The sequence below is a fragment of the Streptomyces sp. NPDC036984 genome, assembly GCF_055607665.1.
Genome location: NZ_JBVJRL010000011.1, coordinates 93,846 through 108,864, shown reverse-complemented (window position 1 = coordinate 108,864; position 15,019 = coordinate 93,846). Strand labels below are relative to the sequence as shown.

The window sequence follows — 15,019 nt, the reverse complement described above, 5'->3', positions numbered from 1 at the left end:
CGGAGTCGGCCGTGCACGCTAGGCAGGATCACAGCCGTAACCATCGTCCTTGCCGGGCTTTTTCTGCTTTTCGGTCTTTTTGGGCTTTGCGGGCTGGTCGCCGTACCCGTAGTGCTCGTCGGGCTTGTCGCCATGCCCGTTGTGTTCGTCAGGCTTGCAGCCGTGGCCGTGGCCGTTTCCGCCGGTCGTTCCGGTGGTGCCGGTGGTGCCGGTGGTGCCGGTGGTACCGGTGGCGGTGCCAGTGCTGGTCGTTCCAGTGGTCCCGGTGGTACCGGTGGCGGTGCCGGTGGTACCGGTGGCGGTGCCAGTGCTGGTCGTTCCAGTGGTCCCGGTGGTCCCGACGGTGCCGCTGGTACCGGTGGTACCAGTCGTCCCCACGGTGCCGCTGGTACCGGTGGTACCAGTCGTCCCCACGGTGCCGGACGTTCCGGTGGTGCCAGTCGTCCCCACGGTGCCGGACGTTCCGGTCGTTCCAGTCGTTCCCGCAGTGCCGGTGGTCCCGGTGGTGCCGGTGGTGCCGGTGGTCCCGGTGGTGCCGGTGGTCCCTGTGGTGCCGGTGGTGCTGGTGGTGTCGGTGGTTCCGGTGGTTCCGGTGGTTCCGGTGGTGGTGGTGCCGGTGGTTCCGGTAGTGCCATCCGTTCCGGTGGTTCCGGTGGTTCCGGTGGTTCCGGTGGTGGTGGTGTCGGTGGTTCCGGTAGTGCCATCCGTTCCGGTGGTTCCGGTGGTTCCGGTGGTGCCCGTGGTTCCCGTGGTGCTGGTTCCGCACTCCGGCCGGGTGATCGTGTTGGTGTCCAGCGTCACGGCAGCGGTACGGGCCAGCGCCCGCCCCTCGATGGTGGCGCCCGTGTTGGCAGTGACCGAGGCCATGGCCATGATGTTGCCCACGAAGTCAGTGCCGGTGCCGAGAGTGGCCGAGCTGCCGACCTGCCAGAACACATTGCACGGCGAGGCGCCGTTGATGAGGGAGACGCTGCTGCCGGACGCCGTCGTGAGACCCGAACCGATCTGGAACACCCAGACGGCGTCGGGGTCCCCCTCGGCATCCAGGGTGAGGGTGCCGGTGAGTCCGAGGGTGGTGGAGGCGGTGTAGACGCCCGGAACCAGCTTGAGGCCACCGGCGTCCGGGGGAAGTGCCCCGTTGGAGGCCTGTCCGGCGGCGTTGTCGTACGCCGCGGCCAGGTCGGTCTGGGCGTCCTGAGCCTCGGTGTCCGCAGAGTGCAGGGTCCCGTTCACGACGGCGGGCGGCCCGTAGCCGGTGATGGACGATCCCGGATGCACCCCGACATCTCCGGTGATCACCGAGGGGCCGGTGTTGGTGGTTGCCGAACCGGCCAGCACCGCGAAGCTGTCCGCCCTGCCCAGATCTACGAACGTGACGAGGGCGCTTGCCTGTGTCGACATGACAGTGACTGCGACAGCGGAGAGCACCACGGTTAGTACCGCCGCGGTCCACACCGACAAAGCGCGCCGTAGCGGCGCGACACGGAAATTGAGTGTCATCGAGGTGCCAACTCCTGTGGGGATGACGTTTTGGCGGTTCTCAGTCGCGCAGAATCGCCTGTTTCTGTCGCTGGCATATTACTCAGGGGCATGCGTCAGGTTGCGATTCATGTGAGGTGATTTTCGCCGAACCTGGCGAGCTGAACTCGAATGCCCAGCAGAGTATTAATGGGCTGAATGGTCGTTCCTGCTTGGTCGAGACGGGTGACATGGTGACGTCACTTCTCTGGTCAGCCCAGGCGGCGAAGAAATTCATGCATCCTTAGCGCCTGGGTCGATACCGCCCCGACCGACACCCGGCATATCACCGGCGTGTTGGATAAAAAAGCAGCTTCGCGGTTCTCTTCGGAGTAGTAGTCGTATTAATGGCGGAGCGGAAAGCGTGCCGTCACAAGTCTATGAAGGCTTTGCGTGAGACCAGGGAAAGCAAACCTCCGCGCGTCACGCACGGGGTGGCGGGTCTTTGTGGCGCACCGACCGTCCAGCGAGTTTCCTTCGACCTCGAACCGGCCGAGGTCGGGTGGGTTCTCCGGTCGCACGGACCGAACGTGGACATCGCCATCTACCGGTTCCCGGATCTGGACAGCAGCTGGGACGCGCCTGACGAGCACGGTGCGCTCTGTTGGAGTTCCACACAGCCCCGCCGCGTACTCGGCCACGTGGTCCTGACTGCCGCGCAGGAAGTGCTACGGCTTCACGGCGAGGACGGCTGCTGACGGAAGTGGGTGCAGCACCCCTTCCCCGTTGCCGCTCTGCACGATCTCCGTCGACTGCATCTGCGAGACGACAACTGCCGGCTCGCGCAGTGCCAACAGGATTCCGTTTCCTGACACCATCGACTGACACCAGCGAGTGCGGACGGCGTCGGTCGATGCCGGACCTCGGCGGTGTGCCGGCAGAGGCCTTGTACGGCTTGCGCGTGCCTCACGGGCCCGGTGACCGACCTGCTGATCCGGCGGCTCAGCACTCCTCCGTCGGGTCGTTCCGGTTCAGTTTCTCCAGGTATTCGTGGGCCAGGTTCGTGGCCCGGGTGAACCAGTCGGTGATGATCGCCAGTTCCTCCGGGGAGTAGTCGGAGAACAGGGCCGTCAGGCGCTTGTAGTGGCCCGCGTACACCGCCTCGACCCGGGCGACGGCGTCCGGTACAGCGGCCACGCGGACCCGGCGGCGGTCCGTGGGGTCGGGGCGGCGGGTGACGTAGCCGGCGCGTTCGAGGCGGTTGAGGATACCGGTCACCGCGCCCGTCGTGACGTGGGCGCGGGCCGCCAGGTCGCCCGCCGTCAGCAGGTCGTCGCCGGCCTCCAGGACGAAGGCGAAGCAGGTCAGGTCGGTGACGTTCAACCCCAGCCGCCGGGCCAGCTCCTGCTGTCCGATGAGGTGGGCGGCGATGAGGTGGTCCATCGCCGACAACGCCTGGGCCGGAGTGGCGGGCGGGCGCGGCGTGCCGTGCATCTTTCGTAATCCCTTAGTTCGTGAGATATTCGGGTGGTAAATCTCTTAGCTCGTGAGGGAAACTCGTTCCCGGAGGCGGCTCCATGAGTCTGTACGACGAGGGTCACACGATCGCCGGCTGGACCGGCGTCGGTATCGCGACGGTGGGCAGTGCCGTGGTGGGGCTGGGCGTGTGCACGGCCTTGCTCCCGCTCGTTGCCGGCGGCCTGGCCGTCGTGGTGCTGGGCGTCCTGGTGACCTGGGTTCTGCACCTGTCCGGCTGGGGCAAACCGCCGGGGGTGCGACCGCGCGCCCAGTGGGGGATGCGGGTCCGGGACACGCAGGCACGAGGGGGCCACGACCGGTGTGTCGGCTGCCGGATCGCCGGGCGAGGGCGGTGGGCCGAGAAGCCCGCCTCGCTCCCGGGTGCGGTTTCTGTCGAATCGATACCTCTGTCACCTGTCGAGTGAACGAGCTTTCCTCGACCGGCAGTCGCTGATCGCCGACCCCGGCCTCCGGGGTGGAGGTGGTGCTCCACGACCGTGTACGCATGCTGACCAAACGGGGTTGCATGCGGCAGGCGGGCCTGCGGGCGTGATGCCGGTGTACGTGCTGCCGTAACCGACGTGAACACGGCCCTGAGTCGCAGGTTGCGGCTTCGGGTCCCGGCCTGCCGTACCCCCGTGCCGTCCCCGGGCCGCTGTCAGACCCACCCCGTACCCTCACGAGCGATGGCACACGTATGGAAGTGCTCGGGCCTGCGCTGGTCGGCGGGTGGGCCGGTGCTGGAGTGGGACGGTGGGTCGCGTAGTGCGCTGCCCCGGGGGAAGCGGGTCGCCTTCGCGGTGCCGGCGGGGGGACGGCGGACGTGTGTGGGGGCGCGGGGGCATGTCTGCCCGGTGCGGGCCGCCGTGCCGGGGCGGAGTACGGGGGCCCGGTGCGAGGAGTGCGCGCGGCTGGACCGGGCGCACTCCGTGGCCGCCGACACGATCGCGGACGACCCACGGCCGTACCGGGTGTATCTGGCGTGGTTCGGGCCGGGGATGGTGAAGGTCGGCATCACCGCGCTGGAGCGCGGGCCGGCCCGGCTGCTGGAACAGGGCGCCGTCTGCTTCAGCTGGCTCGGCACCGGCCCGCTGATGGCGGCGCGGCGCACGGAGGAGGTGCTGCGGGCCGCGCTGCGGGTGCCGGACCGGATTCCGTACGCCGAGAAGCGGGCGGTGCGGTCGGCGCTGCCGGGGGCCGGGGCGGAGCGCGCCGCCGAGGTGCGGGAGCTGCACGCGCGGGCCGTGGCGCTCGCCGGATGGCCGGAGTCCCTGCGGCCGGAGCCCTGCCATGTCGTCGACCATGTAAGGGCTTTCGGGCTCGAAGGGGCGACGGCGGCGTTCGGTGAGGTCGTGGAGCTGGTGCCGGGCGGGGCCGTGTGCGGGGAGCTGGTCGCGGCCGCCGGACCCGATCTTCATCTGGCGGTCGGCGGGCGTGGAGTCGTCGTGCTCGACACCCGGCTGATGACCGGCTGGGAGCTGCTGCCGCCGGAGTCGCCGGAGGCCGGATGCGCCTTTCCGGTGCGGGAGTTCAGGAGGGAGCCGGAGGGGCTGTTCTGAGGGGGGAGAGGGAGGAAGGGCTCGGGGGTAAAGAAATGGATCCCGTACGGATCCCTTTGAGCAAGGTCCATGGACGCCGGTCGCCCCGGGACCCGATGGTGATGGCCATGAGCGATCGAGCAGACACCCCTGGCACGCCCACGTCCGTTCACGAACCCCCTTACTACGCCGTCGTGTTCACCTCCGCTCGCACCGGTGCGGACGCCGACGGATACCGGCAGGCCGCCGAGCACCTCTCCCGGCTCGTGCGGGACATCCCCGGCTTCCTCGGTGAGGACTTCGCCCACACCCCGGGCGGACTCGCCATCAGCGTCGCCTACTTCAGCGATCTCGACGGGATCGAGCGGTGGCGGCAGCACCCCGAACATGTCGCGGCCAAGCGGCGCGGGCGGGAGCGGTGGTACGAGCGGTACGCGATCCACGTCGCCCGCGTCGAGCACGCTCACTCCTTCCAGCGCCCCTGAGGGGTTTCCCAGGAGTTCCCTGAGAGGCACCTGTGTGTTTCTCAGGGAAATCACAGATTCGTGAAAGCGTGTTCTCAGAGGGCCCCGACAGGGTGTCCACCATGACCACGACCTCGCCCCAGGGGCGCACCGAACTGCTGAGGCCGGACGGGAGCCCCGTCCGCGTGCTTGTGGTGGACGACGAGCTGTCGATCACCGAACTGCTGAGCATGGCTCTTCGCTACGAGGGCTGGCAGATCAGGAGTGCGGGGGACGGGCAGGGGGCCGTCCAGACGGCCCGTGAGTTCCGGCCCGACGCGGTCGTGCTCGACATGATGCTGCCGGACATGGACGGGCTGACCGTCCTCGGGCGGCTGCGGCGCGAACTGCCGGACGTGCCCGTCCTCTTCCTCACCGCCAAGGACGCGGTCGAGGACCGTATCGCCGGGCTCACCGCCGGTGGGGACGACTACGTCACGAAGCCGTTCAGTCTGGAGGAGGTCGTGGCGCGGCTGCGGGGTCTCATCCGCCGGTCGGGAGCCGCCGACCGTCGGTCGGACTCCGTGCTCGTCGTGGGGGATCTGACCCTGGACGAGGACAGTCACGAGGTCTCGCGGGCCGGGGAGTCCATTCATCTGACCGCCACCGAGTTCGAGCTGCTGCGCTTCCTCATGCGCAACCCCCGGCGGGTGCTCAGCAAGGCGCAGATCCTGGACCGCGTGTGGTCGTACGACTTCGGCGGGCAGGCCAACGTGGTCGAGCTGTACATCTCGTATCTGCGGCGGAAGATCGACGCCGGCCGGGAGCCGATGATCCACACCCGGCGGGGGGCCGGTTACCTGATCAAGCCCGCCGCGTCATGAGCGGGCGACGACGGCCGCGTCCGCAGAAGCGGCATGGGGGTCCCCCCGCTCGACCGAAGCCGAGAGTGGGGAAGGGACAGCCGCGCACCCTGCGGACCCGGCTCGTCGTCGCGTCCGTGACGCTGATCGCCGTGGTGTGCGCCGTGATCGGCACGGTCACCACGCTCGCCCTGCGCACCCACCTCTACGAGCAGCTGGACGACAAGGTCACCGAGGTGGCCATCCGCGCGGTCGGACACATGCAGCAGGAGCCGGGCGGCGGTGCCCGGCCGGGGGCGCCCGGCGTTCCGGGCTCCACGCCGGCCACCAAGGTCGAGAACCTGCTGACGAAGGGGCCGACGCCGCTCGGGACCATCGCCGGCTACGTGCGGGGCTCCACGATCACGAGCGCGGCCGTCGCCCGGGAGCAGCACGACGACAACGGTTTGTTCAAGCAGTCACGGGCCGACGGCCTGAGCGCCGCGCAGAAGAAGGCGCTCGGCACCGTCCCGAAGGACGGCAGCGCGCACTCCGTGGAGATCCCGGGGCTCGGGAACTACCTCGCCAAGTACATGGCGAGCCGGGACAGCAGCGACGCCTTCTACGTCGCCATGCCCACCAAGGACACCGACGACAACATCAACACGCTGATCCTCGTGGAGGTCAGTGTCACCGCCGCCGGCCTGGGCGCCGCCGGTATCGCCGGCTACGTCCTCGTCGGCGTCGCCACCCGTCCCCTGCGTAAGGTCGCCGCCACCGCCACCCGGGTCTCCGAACTCCCGCTGCACACCGGCGAGGTCAACCTCAGCGAGCGGGTCCCGGAGTCGGAGTGCGACCCGCACACGGAGGTCGGCCAGGTCGGCGCCGCGCTCAACCGCATGCTCGATCATGTGCACGGCGCCCTGCACGCCCGGCAGCAGAGCGAGATGCGGGTACGGCAGTTCGTGGCCGACGCCAGCCATGAGCTGCGGACTCCGCTCGCCTCGATCCGCGGGTACGCCGAGCTGACCCGGCGCGGGCGCGAGCAGGTCGGGCCCGACACCCGGCACGCGCTCGGGCGGATCGAGTCCGAGGCCGGGCGGATGACCCTCCTCGTCGAGGACCTGCTGCTGCTGGCCCGGCTCGACGCCGGGCGCCCGCTCCGGTTCGAGCACACCGACCTCGTCCCGCTCGTCGTGGACACCGTCAGCGACGCCCGCGCGGCCGGCATGGACCACAACTGGCGGCTCGACCTGCCCGACGAGCCGGCGCTGGTGTCGGCGGACGCGGCCCGTCTCCAACAGGTGCTGGTCAACCTGCTGGGCAACGCCCGCAATCACACGCCACCCGGTACGACCGTCACCGCGCGCGTGCAGCGGCGCGGGCCGTGGCTGTGCGTCGACGTGGAGGACAACGGGCAGGGCATCCCGGCCGAGCTGCTGCCGCATGTCTTCGAGCGGTTCGCCCGCGGGGACTCCGCGCGCTCCCGCGCCACCGGATCCACCGGGCTCGGGCTCGCCATCGTGCAGGCCGTGGCCGCCGCGCACGGCGGTGCCGTGACCGTGGACAGCGTGCCCGGCCGCACGGTGTTCACCGTGCAGCTGCCCGCCCTCGCCCCGGCGGCTCCCCGGACGGCTCCCGAAACGAACCGGCCATCGCACTCACAGGCGCAGCACAGTGCCACCACATGGGCGTAACAGGGCGCTCGAGAAGAGTCGGTGCCATGCAAACCGACTCTTCTCCCGGCACCCTGCCGGCGCGGGAGCACCTCCCGGCCACAGACGCCGGAACGCCTGTCCTGGACGTAGTGATCCCCGTCTACAACGAGGAGAAGGACCTCCAGCCGTGCGTCCGCAGACTGCACGAGCACCTCACGCGGACCTTCCCGTACGCGTTCCGCATCACGATCGCGGACAACGCGTCCACGGACACCACCCCGCTGGTGGCGGCGCGGCTGGCGGCGGAGATCGCCGAGGTCACCGACTTCCGCCTGGAGCAGAAGGGCCGCGGCCGGGCGCTGCGGACCGTGTGGTCCGCGTCCGAGGCGCCGATCCTCGCCTACATGGACGCCGATCTGTCCACCGACCTCAACGCCCTGCTGCCGCTGGTGGCGCCGCTGATCTCCGGTCACTCCGACCTGGCGATCGGCTCCCGGCTCGCCCGCACCTCCCGGGTCGTACGCGGCCCCAGGCGGGAGTTCATCAGCCGGGCCTACAACCTGATCCTGCGCGGTTCGCTCCAGGCCCGCTTCTCGGACGCCCAGTGCGGTTTCAAGGCGATCCGGCGGGATGTGGCACAGGTGCTGCTGCCGCTGGTGGAGGACACCGGCTGGTTCTTCGACACCGAGATGCTGGTGCTCGCCGAGCGGGCGGGCCTCAGGATCCACGAGGTGCCGGTCGACTGGGTCGACGACCCGGACTCCACCGTGCACATCGTGCGGACGGCCACCGACGACCTCAGGGGCGTGTGGCGGGTCGGCAGGGCGCTGGCCACCGGTTCGCTGCCGCTGGACCGGCTGACCCGTCCCTTCGGTGACGACCCGCGCGACCGCGAGCTGACCGACGTGCCCAAGGGGCTGGCCCGCCAGCTGGTCGGGTTCTGCGTGGTCGGCGGCCTGTCCACCCTCTTCTACCTGCTGCTGTACAGCGTCTTCCGGCAGTTCACCGGGGCGCAGTTCGCCAACGCGCTCGCGCTGCTGGTCTCCGCCGTGGCCAACACGGCCGCCAACCGCCGGCTCACCTTCGGGGTGCGCGGCCGGGGCGGTGCGGTCCGGCACCAGGCGCAGGGCCTGGTCGTCTTCGGTATCGGCCTCGTCCTGACCAGCGGCTCGCTCGCCGCCCTGAACGCGGCCACCGACAGCCCGGCGCACTCCACCGAGCTGGCGGTGCTCATCGCCGCCAACCTCGCGGCGACCGTGCTGCGGTTCCTGCTCTTCCGCGCCTGGGTCTTCCCGGACCGGAGGGAGACCGACCCGTCCACCACGGCCGCCGCGCACACCCCGTCGTCGCCGGAGCACCACACGACGGCTCCGTACGCACCGCTGCCGCAGCGCCCGGTGCCGTACCGGCAGGCGTACGAGCAGCAGACGTACCCGCGGTCGTACGAGCAGCCGCACCCGACCACCCACCTCCGCGCCGGTGGGACCGCGGACGGCGGCCGGAGGGGCGCCGCCGACGCCACCATGCGGCTGCTGCCGGTGCGCCCGCACGACACCACCGACTCGGAGGACGCCCGATGAGCAGTACGACCGTCTGGGGACCGCCGCCCACCGCGCCCCCGCGGGCGCCCGGAGCCGGTGAGCCGAAGCAGCCGTTCCCGCGCAGACTGTGGCGCGGCCGCCCCGAGGACCCGCGCTGGGTGCGCCCGGCCTTCCTCGGCCTGCTGGCCGCCACCCTCCTGCTCTACCTCTACAACCTCAGCGCCTCCGGCTACGCCAACTCCTTCTATTCGGCGGCCGTCCAGGCGGGCAGCACGTCCTGGAAGGCGTTCTTCTTCGGCTCGCTGGACGCGGGCAACGCCATCACCGTCGACAAGCCGCCGGCCTCGCTCTGGCCGATGGAGCTGTCGGTACGGATCTTCGGCCTCCGCTCGTGGGCGATCCTCGCCCCCGAGGTGCTGATGGGCGTGGCGACCGTCGCCGTCGTGTACGCCGCCGTGCGCCGCCGGTTCAGTCCCGCGGCCGGTCTGATCGCGGGTGCGGTGCTCGCGCTCACGCCCGTGGCGGCGCTGATGTTCCGGTTCAACAACCCGGACACCATGCTGGCCCTGCTGATGGCGGTGGCCTGCTGTCTCGTCGTGCGGGCGGTGGAAGACGGCGGCACGAAGTGGCTGGTGTGGGCCGGGGTCGCGATCGGTTTCGCGTTCCTCGCCAAGACCCTTCAGGCGTTCCTGGTCCTGCCGCCGCTGGCGGTCGTGTACGCGGTGTGCGCGCCGGTGCCGGTGCGGAAGCGGTTGGGGCAGCTGGCCGCGGCGACGCTCGCGCTGGTCGTCTCCGGCGGCTGGTGGGTCGCGATCGTCGAGCTGTGGCCCGCCTCGTCCCGCCCGTACATCGGCGGCTCGCAGAACAACAGCTTCCTGGAGCTGACGTTCGGCTACAACGGCCTGGGCCGGCTCAGCGGGGACGAGACCGGCAGCGTCGGCGGTGGTGGCGGCGGTGGCAACAGCGGCCAGTGGGGTGAGACCGGCTGGGACCGGATGTTCAACTCCGAGGTCGGCGGCCAGATCTCCTGGCTGCTGCCGGCCGCGCTGATCCTGCTGGCCGCGGGGCTCGTGGCCACCCGGAAGTCGGCACGGACGTCCGTCACCCGGGCCTCGTTCCTGGTCTGGGGCGGCTCACTGCTGACGACCATGGTGGTCTTCAGCTACATGGCGGGCATCTTCCACCAGTACTACACCGTGGCCCTCGCCCCCTACCTCTCCGCCGTGATCGGCATGGGCGCCGGGCTGCTGTGGGAGCGGCGGCGGGAGCTGTGGGCGTCGATCACGCTCGCCGCGTCCGTGGTCGCGGCGGCGGCCTGGGGATACGTCCTGCTCAACCGCACCCCCGACTATCTGCCCTGGCTGAAGTGGCTGGTCCTGGTCGGCGGGCCGGCCGCCGCGTTCGGCCTGGTCTTCGCGGGCCGGATCCCCCGCCGGTCGGCGCTCGGTGCGGCGGCGGCGGGCCTCGTGGCCGCGCTGGCCGGGCCGACCGCCTACACGCTCAGCACGCTGCAGGAGGGCCACACCGGCTCGATCGTCACGGCCGGCCCGGCGGGCGCCGGCCTGATGGGCGGCCGGGGCGGCGGTCCCGGCGGCGCCGGTGGCATGCGGGGCGGCTTCGGCGGCGGCCTGCCCGGCCCGCAGGGGCAGCAGAACCAGCAGGGTCAGCAGAACCAGCAGGGTCAGCAGGGCAACGCCTTCCCGGGCGGCGGTGGCGGCTTCGGCGGTGGCATGCCGGGCGGGAACCAGCAGAACGGCAACGGCACCATGCCGACGCAGCCCGGCCGGCAAGGTCAGCAGGGCCGGCAGAACGGCAACGGCTTCCCCGGTGGCGGCCGGATGGGCGAGGGCGGCATGGGCGGCGGCGTCGGCGGCCTGCTCAACGGCGCGAGCGTTTCCGCCGAGGCGAAGAAGCTGCTGGAGAAGGACGCCTCGGCGTACACCTGGGTCGCCGCCTCCGTCGGTTCCCAGAACGCGGCCGGCTACCAGCTCGCCACGGGCGAGGCGGTGATGGCGATCGGCGGCTTCAACGGCACCGACCCGTCCCCGAGGCTCGCCCAGTTCAAGACGTACGTCGAGGAACGGAGGATCCACTACTTCATCGCCGGCGGCGGCATGGGCGGCGGCGACAGCGGCACCGCGTCCCGGATCAGCTCGTGGGTCCAGAGCACCTTCAAGAAGGTGACGGTCGGTTCGGCCACCTTCTACGACCTCACGCAGAAGAAGTAAGGGCGGCTGACGGGAAACCGTGTTGTACACCGTATAGTGGCAGCTATACGGTGTATGGCATGTCCGCTCCCCAAGGCCACCCCCAGCGCTGGTTGATCCTCGCCGTCATCTGTCTCGCGCAGCTCACCGTGCTGCTCGACAACACCGTCCTGAACGTGGCCATCCCCTCGCTCACCCGCGAGCTGCACGCGGCCACCTCCGACATCCAGTGGATGATCAACGCCTACTCGCTGGTGCAGTCCGGCCTGCTGCTGACCGCGGGCAGCGCCGCCGACCGCTACGGCCGCAAGAAGATGCTGATCACCGGCCTCGTCCTGTTCGGCATCGGCTCGTTCGTCGCCGGACTCGCCGGCACCACCGGCCAGTTGATCGCCGCGCGGGCCGGGATGGGCATAGGCGGCGCGCTGCTGCTCACCACCACGCTGGCCGTGGCGATGCAGATCTTCGCCCCCGAGGAGCAGCCGAAGGCGATCGGCATCTGGAGCGCGGTCAACGCGCTCGGATTCGCCGGCGGCCCGCTGATCGGCGGCTTCGTACTCGACCACTTCTGGTGGGGCGCGATCTTCCTGATCAATCTGCCGGTCGCGGCGCTGGCCCTGCTCGCGGTGGTGGTCCTCGTACCCGAGTCCAAGAACCCCCGCGGCGACCGCCCCGACCTGCTCGGCGCGCTGCTGTCCACGATCGGCATGGCCGCGCTGGTCTACGCGATCATCTCCGGGCCGGGACACGGCTGGACCTCGGCGCGCGTGCTCGGTACGGGGGCCGTGGCGGTGCTGGCGCTGGGGGCTTTCGCCTGGTGGGAGAGCAGGGTCGACGAGCCGATGCTCGACATCCACTTCTTCCGGGACCGGCGGTTCACGGGTGCGGTCGCCGGGGCCGTGCTCATCGTGTTCGGCATGGGCGGCGCACTGTTCCTGCTGACGCAGCACCTCCAGTTCGTGCTCGGGTACGAGCCGGTGGAGGCCGGTCTGCGGACCGCTCCGCTGGCGCTGACGGTGGTGGTGCTCAACTTCAGCGGGCTGTCAGCGAAGTGGTCGGCGCGCCTGGGCACACCGGCGTCGATCGCGCTGGGCATGGTGTGCATGGCCGGGGGCCTGGTGTCCATCGCGGAGGCGGACTCCGGGGGCTATGCGGGCACGCTGCTCGGGCTGTTGCTGATCGGTGTGGGGTGCGCGGTGGCGAATCCGGCGATGGCGCACGCGATCATGAGCGCGATCCCTCCGGAGAAGGCGGGGGTGGGGGCCGGGATCAACGGCACGTTGGCCGAATTCGGGAACGGGCTCGGTGTCGCCGTTCTGGGGGCTGTGCTCAGCTCTTCCGTGGCGTCAGGGGAGTCGTTGTCCGCCGGGCTGGGCGAGGGCCAGTTGGTGGGGGCAGCTGCTGTGCTGGTCGGGGGGTTCGTGGCGGCGGGGCTGTTGCGGCGGGCGGAGCGGGTGTCCGCCTGACGGCTCGCGCCGATGGGTGGTCGCGCGACTGCGGGTGTGTCGTGGCCGGTCACGCCCACGCGGCGGCAGCCGCACATCGGACACGGCCGCGCGCCCCTTAAGTTGGGACAGTGTCCGGAATCGAGAAAGGTGCGCCGGTGACGAAGCAGGCGGGTCGGTCGGCGCGGGACAGTGTGTGGCGGGAGGGCAGGGCCCGGCGCGGCGGGCGCAGTGGGCAGCCCTCCGGGCTCGACCGGGAGCGGATCACCGAGGCGTCCGTACGGCTGCTGGACGCCGAGGGGCTCGCGAAGTTCTCCATGCGCCGGCTGGCCGCCGAGCTGAACGTCACCGCGATGTCCCTGTACTGGTACGTCGACACCAAGGACGACCTGCTCGAACTCGCCCTGGACGCCACCTACGCCGAGCTGCGGCTGCCCGACTTGGAGAACACGGACGAGGACTGGCGCGGGCAATTGCGGGCGCTGGCCGGCGAGTACCGGGCGCTGCTGGTCCGGCACCCCTGGCTGTCCCCGCTGGCCGGCCGCTTCCTCAACATCGGCCCCAGGTCGCTCGCCTTCTCCCGGAGCGTGCAGCGGGTCATCGGCCGCACCGGGCTGCCGACGCACCGGGTGACGGGTGCGATCTCGGCCGTCTTCCAGTTCGTGTACGGCTACGGCACGATCGAGGCCCACTTCCACGCCCGGATCGAGGACACCGGGCTGAGCGCGGACGAGTACCTGGAGCAGGCCATGAGCATGGTGGCCGAGGTGCCGGGGACCGCCGAGGTCATCACGGAGTCCAAGAACCTGATGGCGGCCCGCGGCGGCGACACGGTGGCCGAGATGCTGGACCGCGACTTCGCCTTCGCCCTGGACCTGCTGATCGCCGGCATCGAGGCGATGGTCGCCCGCGGCTGACGCGCTGGTGTCCGCGCCGGACGGCGTCCGCCGGCTCGGGGTGAGCGGGGGTCAGCCGTCGGCGACGAGCCGCGCCGGGAACCCACCGGTCGCCACCGGGCCCCACCGCTCGGGTGTCACCCGGATGATGGACTTGCCCTGCTTGACCATGGCCGCCCGGTACTCGTCCCAGTCGGGGTGTTCGCCGGCGATGTTGCGGTAGTACTCGACCAGCGGCTCCACGGAGTCCGGCGCGTCGACGACCTCGGCCGTGCCGTCGATCTGGACCCAGGGGCCGTTCCAGTCGTCACTGAGGACGACCAGGCTGACCCGCGGGTCGTGCCTGGCGTTGCGGGTCTTGGCCCGCTCGGGGTAGGTGGAGACGACGATCCGGCCCGAGTCGTCGACCCCACAGGTCAGCGGGGATGCCTGCGGCCCGCCGTCGGCGCGTCGGGTGATCAGCAGGGCGCGGTGACGGGGGCGTACGAAGTCCAGCAGCTCGTCCAGCGATACACGGGTGTTGGTAGCGATGTTCGGTGCCATGGGGGCAGCCTAGGGGCGGGGTGCGCCCCTGTGGCTGATCCTGCTGTGCCTACGCCTGGGGCAGTGAGCCGCCCTGCACCGCCTGGATGTCCAGCTCCACCTTCAGCGTGGTGCCGATGGCCGCGATGCCCGCCTGGAGGACCTGGTTGTAGTTCATCGCGAAGTCCTCGCGGTGCAGTTCGGCGGTGGCCCGGAACGCGGCCCGCGTGCCGCCCCACGGGTCGGCGCCGGTGCCCAGGTAGGCCAGGTCGAGGTCGACGGGTCGTACGACCCCGTGCAGGGACAGCTCGCCGTGCACCGTCCAGCGGTCCGAACCCGCGGCCGTCACCCCCGTCGAACGGTAGGTGATCTCCGGGTGCTGCTCGACGTCGAGAAAGTCCGCGGACTTCAGGTGCGTGTCGCGCATGCCGTTGCCGGTGTCGATGGAGGCCGCCCGGATCACCGCCTCCACACGGGACTTGGTGGCGTCGTCGGGGGCGATCTCGATCAGGCCGCCGAACTCCGTGAACCGGCCGTGCACGCTGGAGATCCCCAGGTGCTGGGCGACCGCGGCGACGGTGGAGTGTGCGGGGTCGATGGTCCAGGGTCCGGGCGGCGGCAGCTCGGCGCCGCCCTGCCGGGCCAGCGTCACCGTGCCGACCTCGGCCCGGCCGCTCGCGGTGACGATCGCGCTGGACGCGACGGGCGCGTATCCGACGGCCGTCACGATCACGGTGTACGCCCCCGGCGCCAGCTCGGCGGCATCCCGTACGGCGCCCTCGGCGTCCGCCTCGGTCCGCAGCACCTGCGTACCGGTCATGTCGGTCACCGTGACGACCGCGTGCGACACGGCCCACCCGTCCCGCGTACGGATCTTCGCGGTCAGTCCCATCCCGTTTCTCCCTGATAAAAGCTCAAAAAATGGTCGTATGAGACCGGCCCGTGGCGGGC

14 protein-coding genes are annotated in these 15,019 nt (G+C 70.8%); 9 read left to right on the top strand and 5 right to left on the bottom strand.

Annotated elements, in window-relative coordinates; all coding sequences use genetic code 11:
* Positions 1-18 precede the first annotated feature (18 nt).
* From ACZ7DL_RS21300 to ACZ7DL_RS21290, 3 genes are all read right to left on the bottom strand, one after another.
* Complete coding sequence (locus tag ACZ7DL_RS21300) at positions 19-1,500, bottom strand: ice-binding family protein (RefSeq protein ID WP_470775923.1); 1,482 nt, start codon at positions 1,498-1,500, stop codon at positions 19-21.
* 686 nt (positions 1,501-2,186) lie between these two features.
* Positions 2,187-2,336, bottom strand: coding sequence for a hypothetical protein (locus ACZ7DL_RS21295; protein ID WP_470775921.1), 150 nt, complete (start codon positions 2,334-2,336; stop codon positions 2,187-2,189).
* Positions 2,337-2,460: 124 nt separating this feature from the next.
* Positions 2,461-2,952 (bottom strand): MarR family winged helix-turn-helix transcriptional regulator, encoded by a 492-nt coding sequence (locus ACZ7DL_RS21290; protein ID WP_470775919.1) that lies wholly within the window; start codon positions 2,950-2,952, stop codon positions 2,461-2,463.
* An 83-nt stretch (positions 2,953-3,035) separates the two neighbouring features.
* Between ACZ7DL_RS21290 and ACZ7DL_RS21285 the strand changes: the two genes are divergently transcribed.
* From ACZ7DL_RS21285 to ACZ7DL_RS21245, 9 genes are all read left to right on the top strand, one after another.
* Positions 3,036-3,401, top strand: coding sequence for an HGxxPAAW family protein (locus ACZ7DL_RS21285; RefSeq protein ID WP_470775918.1), 366 nt, complete (start codon positions 3,036-3,038; stop codon positions 3,399-3,401).
* Between the two features lie 261 nt (positions 3,402-3,662).
* Positions 3,663-4,535 carry a DUF2797 domain-containing protein gene (locus ACZ7DL_RS21280; RefSeq protein ID WP_470775916.1) on the top strand — a complete coding sequence of 291 codons (873 nt, stop codon included), beginning with the start codon at positions 3,663-3,665 and terminating at the stop codon, positions 4,533-4,535.
* Positions 4,536-4,642: 107 nt separating this feature from the next.
* Positions 4,643-4,999, top strand: a complete 357-nt coding sequence (locus tag ACZ7DL_RS21275; protein WP_470775915.1) for an antibiotic biosynthesis monooxygenase family protein — start codon at positions 4,643-4,645, stop codon at positions 4,997-4,999.
* Positions 5,000-5,100: 101 nt separating this feature from the next.
* Positions 5,101-5,841, top strand: coding sequence for a response regulator transcription factor (locus ACZ7DL_RS21270; protein WP_055710393.1), 741 nt, complete (start codon positions 5,101-5,103; stop codon positions 5,839-5,841).
* Complete coding sequence (locus ACZ7DL_RS21265) at positions 5,838-7,496, top strand: ATP-binding protein (protein ID WP_470775913.1); 1,659 nt, start codon at positions 5,838-5,840, stop codon at positions 7,494-7,496. The genes ACZ7DL_RS21270 and ACZ7DL_RS21265 overlap by 4 nt, the downstream gene beginning before the upstream one ends.
* Positions 7,497-7,522: 26 nt before the next feature.
* The gene (locus ACZ7DL_RS21260; RefSeq protein ID WP_470775912.1) at positions 7,523-9,037 is read left to right on the top strand and encodes a bifunctional glycosyltransferase family 2/GtrA family protein; all 1,515 of its coding nucleotides are present in this window, start codon (positions 7,523-7,525) and stop codon (positions 9,035-9,037) included.
* Positions 9,034-11,226 (top strand): ArnT family glycosyltransferase, encoded by a 2,193-nt coding sequence (locus tag ACZ7DL_RS21255; protein ID WP_470775911.1) that lies wholly within the window; start codon positions 9,034-9,036, stop codon positions 11,224-11,226. Before ACZ7DL_RS21260 ends, ACZ7DL_RS21255 begins: the two co-directional genes overlap by 4 nt.
* A 59-nt stretch (positions 11,227-11,285) precedes the next feature.
* Positions 11,286-12,671 carry an MFS transporter gene (locus tag ACZ7DL_RS21250; RefSeq protein ID WP_470775910.1) on the top strand — a complete coding sequence of 462 codons (1,386 nt, stop codon included), beginning with the start codon at positions 11,286-11,288 and terminating at the stop codon, positions 12,669-12,671.
* 137 nt (positions 12,672-12,808) lie between these two features.
* Positions 12,809-13,567, top strand: a complete 759-nt coding sequence (locus ACZ7DL_RS21245) for a TetR/AcrR family transcriptional regulator (RefSeq protein ID WP_470775908.1) — start codon at positions 12,809-12,811, stop codon at positions 13,565-13,567.
* Positions 13,568-13,618: 51 nt separating this feature from the next.
* Here ACZ7DL_RS21245 and ACZ7DL_RS21240 read toward each other — a convergent pair whose 3' ends face one another.
* Together ACZ7DL_RS21240 and ACZ7DL_RS21235 are read right to left on the bottom strand one after the other, a co-directional pair.
* Positions 13,619-14,089, bottom strand: coding sequence for a PPOX class F420-dependent oxidoreductase (locus tag ACZ7DL_RS21240; RefSeq protein WP_470775907.1), 471 nt, complete (start codon positions 14,087-14,089; stop codon positions 13,619-13,621).
* A 49-nt stretch (positions 14,090-14,138) separates the two neighbouring features.
* Positions 14,139-14,960 carry a YceI family protein gene (locus ACZ7DL_RS21235; protein WP_470775905.1) on the bottom strand — a complete coding sequence of 274 codons (822 nt, stop codon included), beginning with the start codon at positions 14,958-14,960 and terminating at the stop codon, positions 14,139-14,141.
* Between the last annotated feature and the right edge of the window lie 59 nt (positions 14,961-15,019).

Excerpts from the sequence above, each read along its gene's own strand:
- ACZ7DL_RS21265 (WP_470775913.1), top strand. The coding sequence starts at position 5,838 with ATGAGCGGGCGACGACGGCCGCGTCCGCAGAAGCGGCATGGGGGTCCC.
- ACZ7DL_RS21240 (WP_470775907.1), bottom strand. The coding sequence starts at position 14,089 with ATGGCACCGAACATCGCTACCAACACCCGTGTATCGCTGGACGAGCTG.
- ACZ7DL_RS21255 (WP_470775911.1), top strand. The coding sequence starts at position 9,034 with ATGAGCAGTACGACCGTCTGGGGACCGCCGCCCACCGCGCCCCCGCGG.
- ACZ7DL_RS21295 (WP_470775921.1), bottom strand. The coding sequence starts at position 2,336 with ATGGTGTCAGGAAACGGAATCCTGTTGGCACTGCGCGAGCCGGCAGTT.
- ACZ7DL_RS21290 (WP_470775919.1), bottom strand. The coding sequence starts at position 2,952 with ATGCACGGCACGCCGCGCCCGCCCGCCACTCCGGCCCAGGCGTTGTCG.
- ACZ7DL_RS21280 (WP_470775916.1), top strand. The coding sequence starts at position 3,663 with ATGGCACACGTATGGAAGTGCTCGGGCCTGCGCTGGTCGGCGGGTGGG.
- ACZ7DL_RS21235 (WP_470775905.1), bottom strand. The coding sequence starts at position 14,960 with ATGGGACTGACCGCGAAGATCCGTACGCGGGACGGGTGGGCCGTGTCG.
- ACZ7DL_RS21270 (WP_055710393.1), top strand. The coding sequence starts at position 5,101 with ATGACCACGACCTCGCCCCAGGGGCGCACCGAACTGCTGAGGCCGGAC.
- ACZ7DL_RS21260 (WP_470775912.1), top strand. The coding sequence starts at position 7,523 with ATGCAAACCGACTCTTCTCCCGGCACCCTGCCGGCGCGGGAGCACCTC.
- ACZ7DL_RS21275 (WP_470775915.1), top strand. The coding sequence starts at position 4,643 with ATGAGCGATCGAGCAGACACCCCTGGCACGCCCACGTCCGTTCACGAA.
- ACZ7DL_RS21250 (WP_470775910.1), top strand. The coding sequence starts at position 11,286 with ATGTCCGCTCCCCAAGGCCACCCCCAGCGCTGGTTGATCCTCGCCGTC.
- ACZ7DL_RS21285 (WP_470775918.1), top strand. The coding sequence starts at position 3,036 with ATGAGTCTGTACGACGAGGGTCACACGATCGCCGGCTGGACCGGCGTC.
- ACZ7DL_RS21300 (WP_470775923.1), bottom strand. The coding sequence starts at position 1,500 with ATGACACTCAATTTCCGTGTCGCGCCGCTACGGCGCGCTTTGTCGGTG.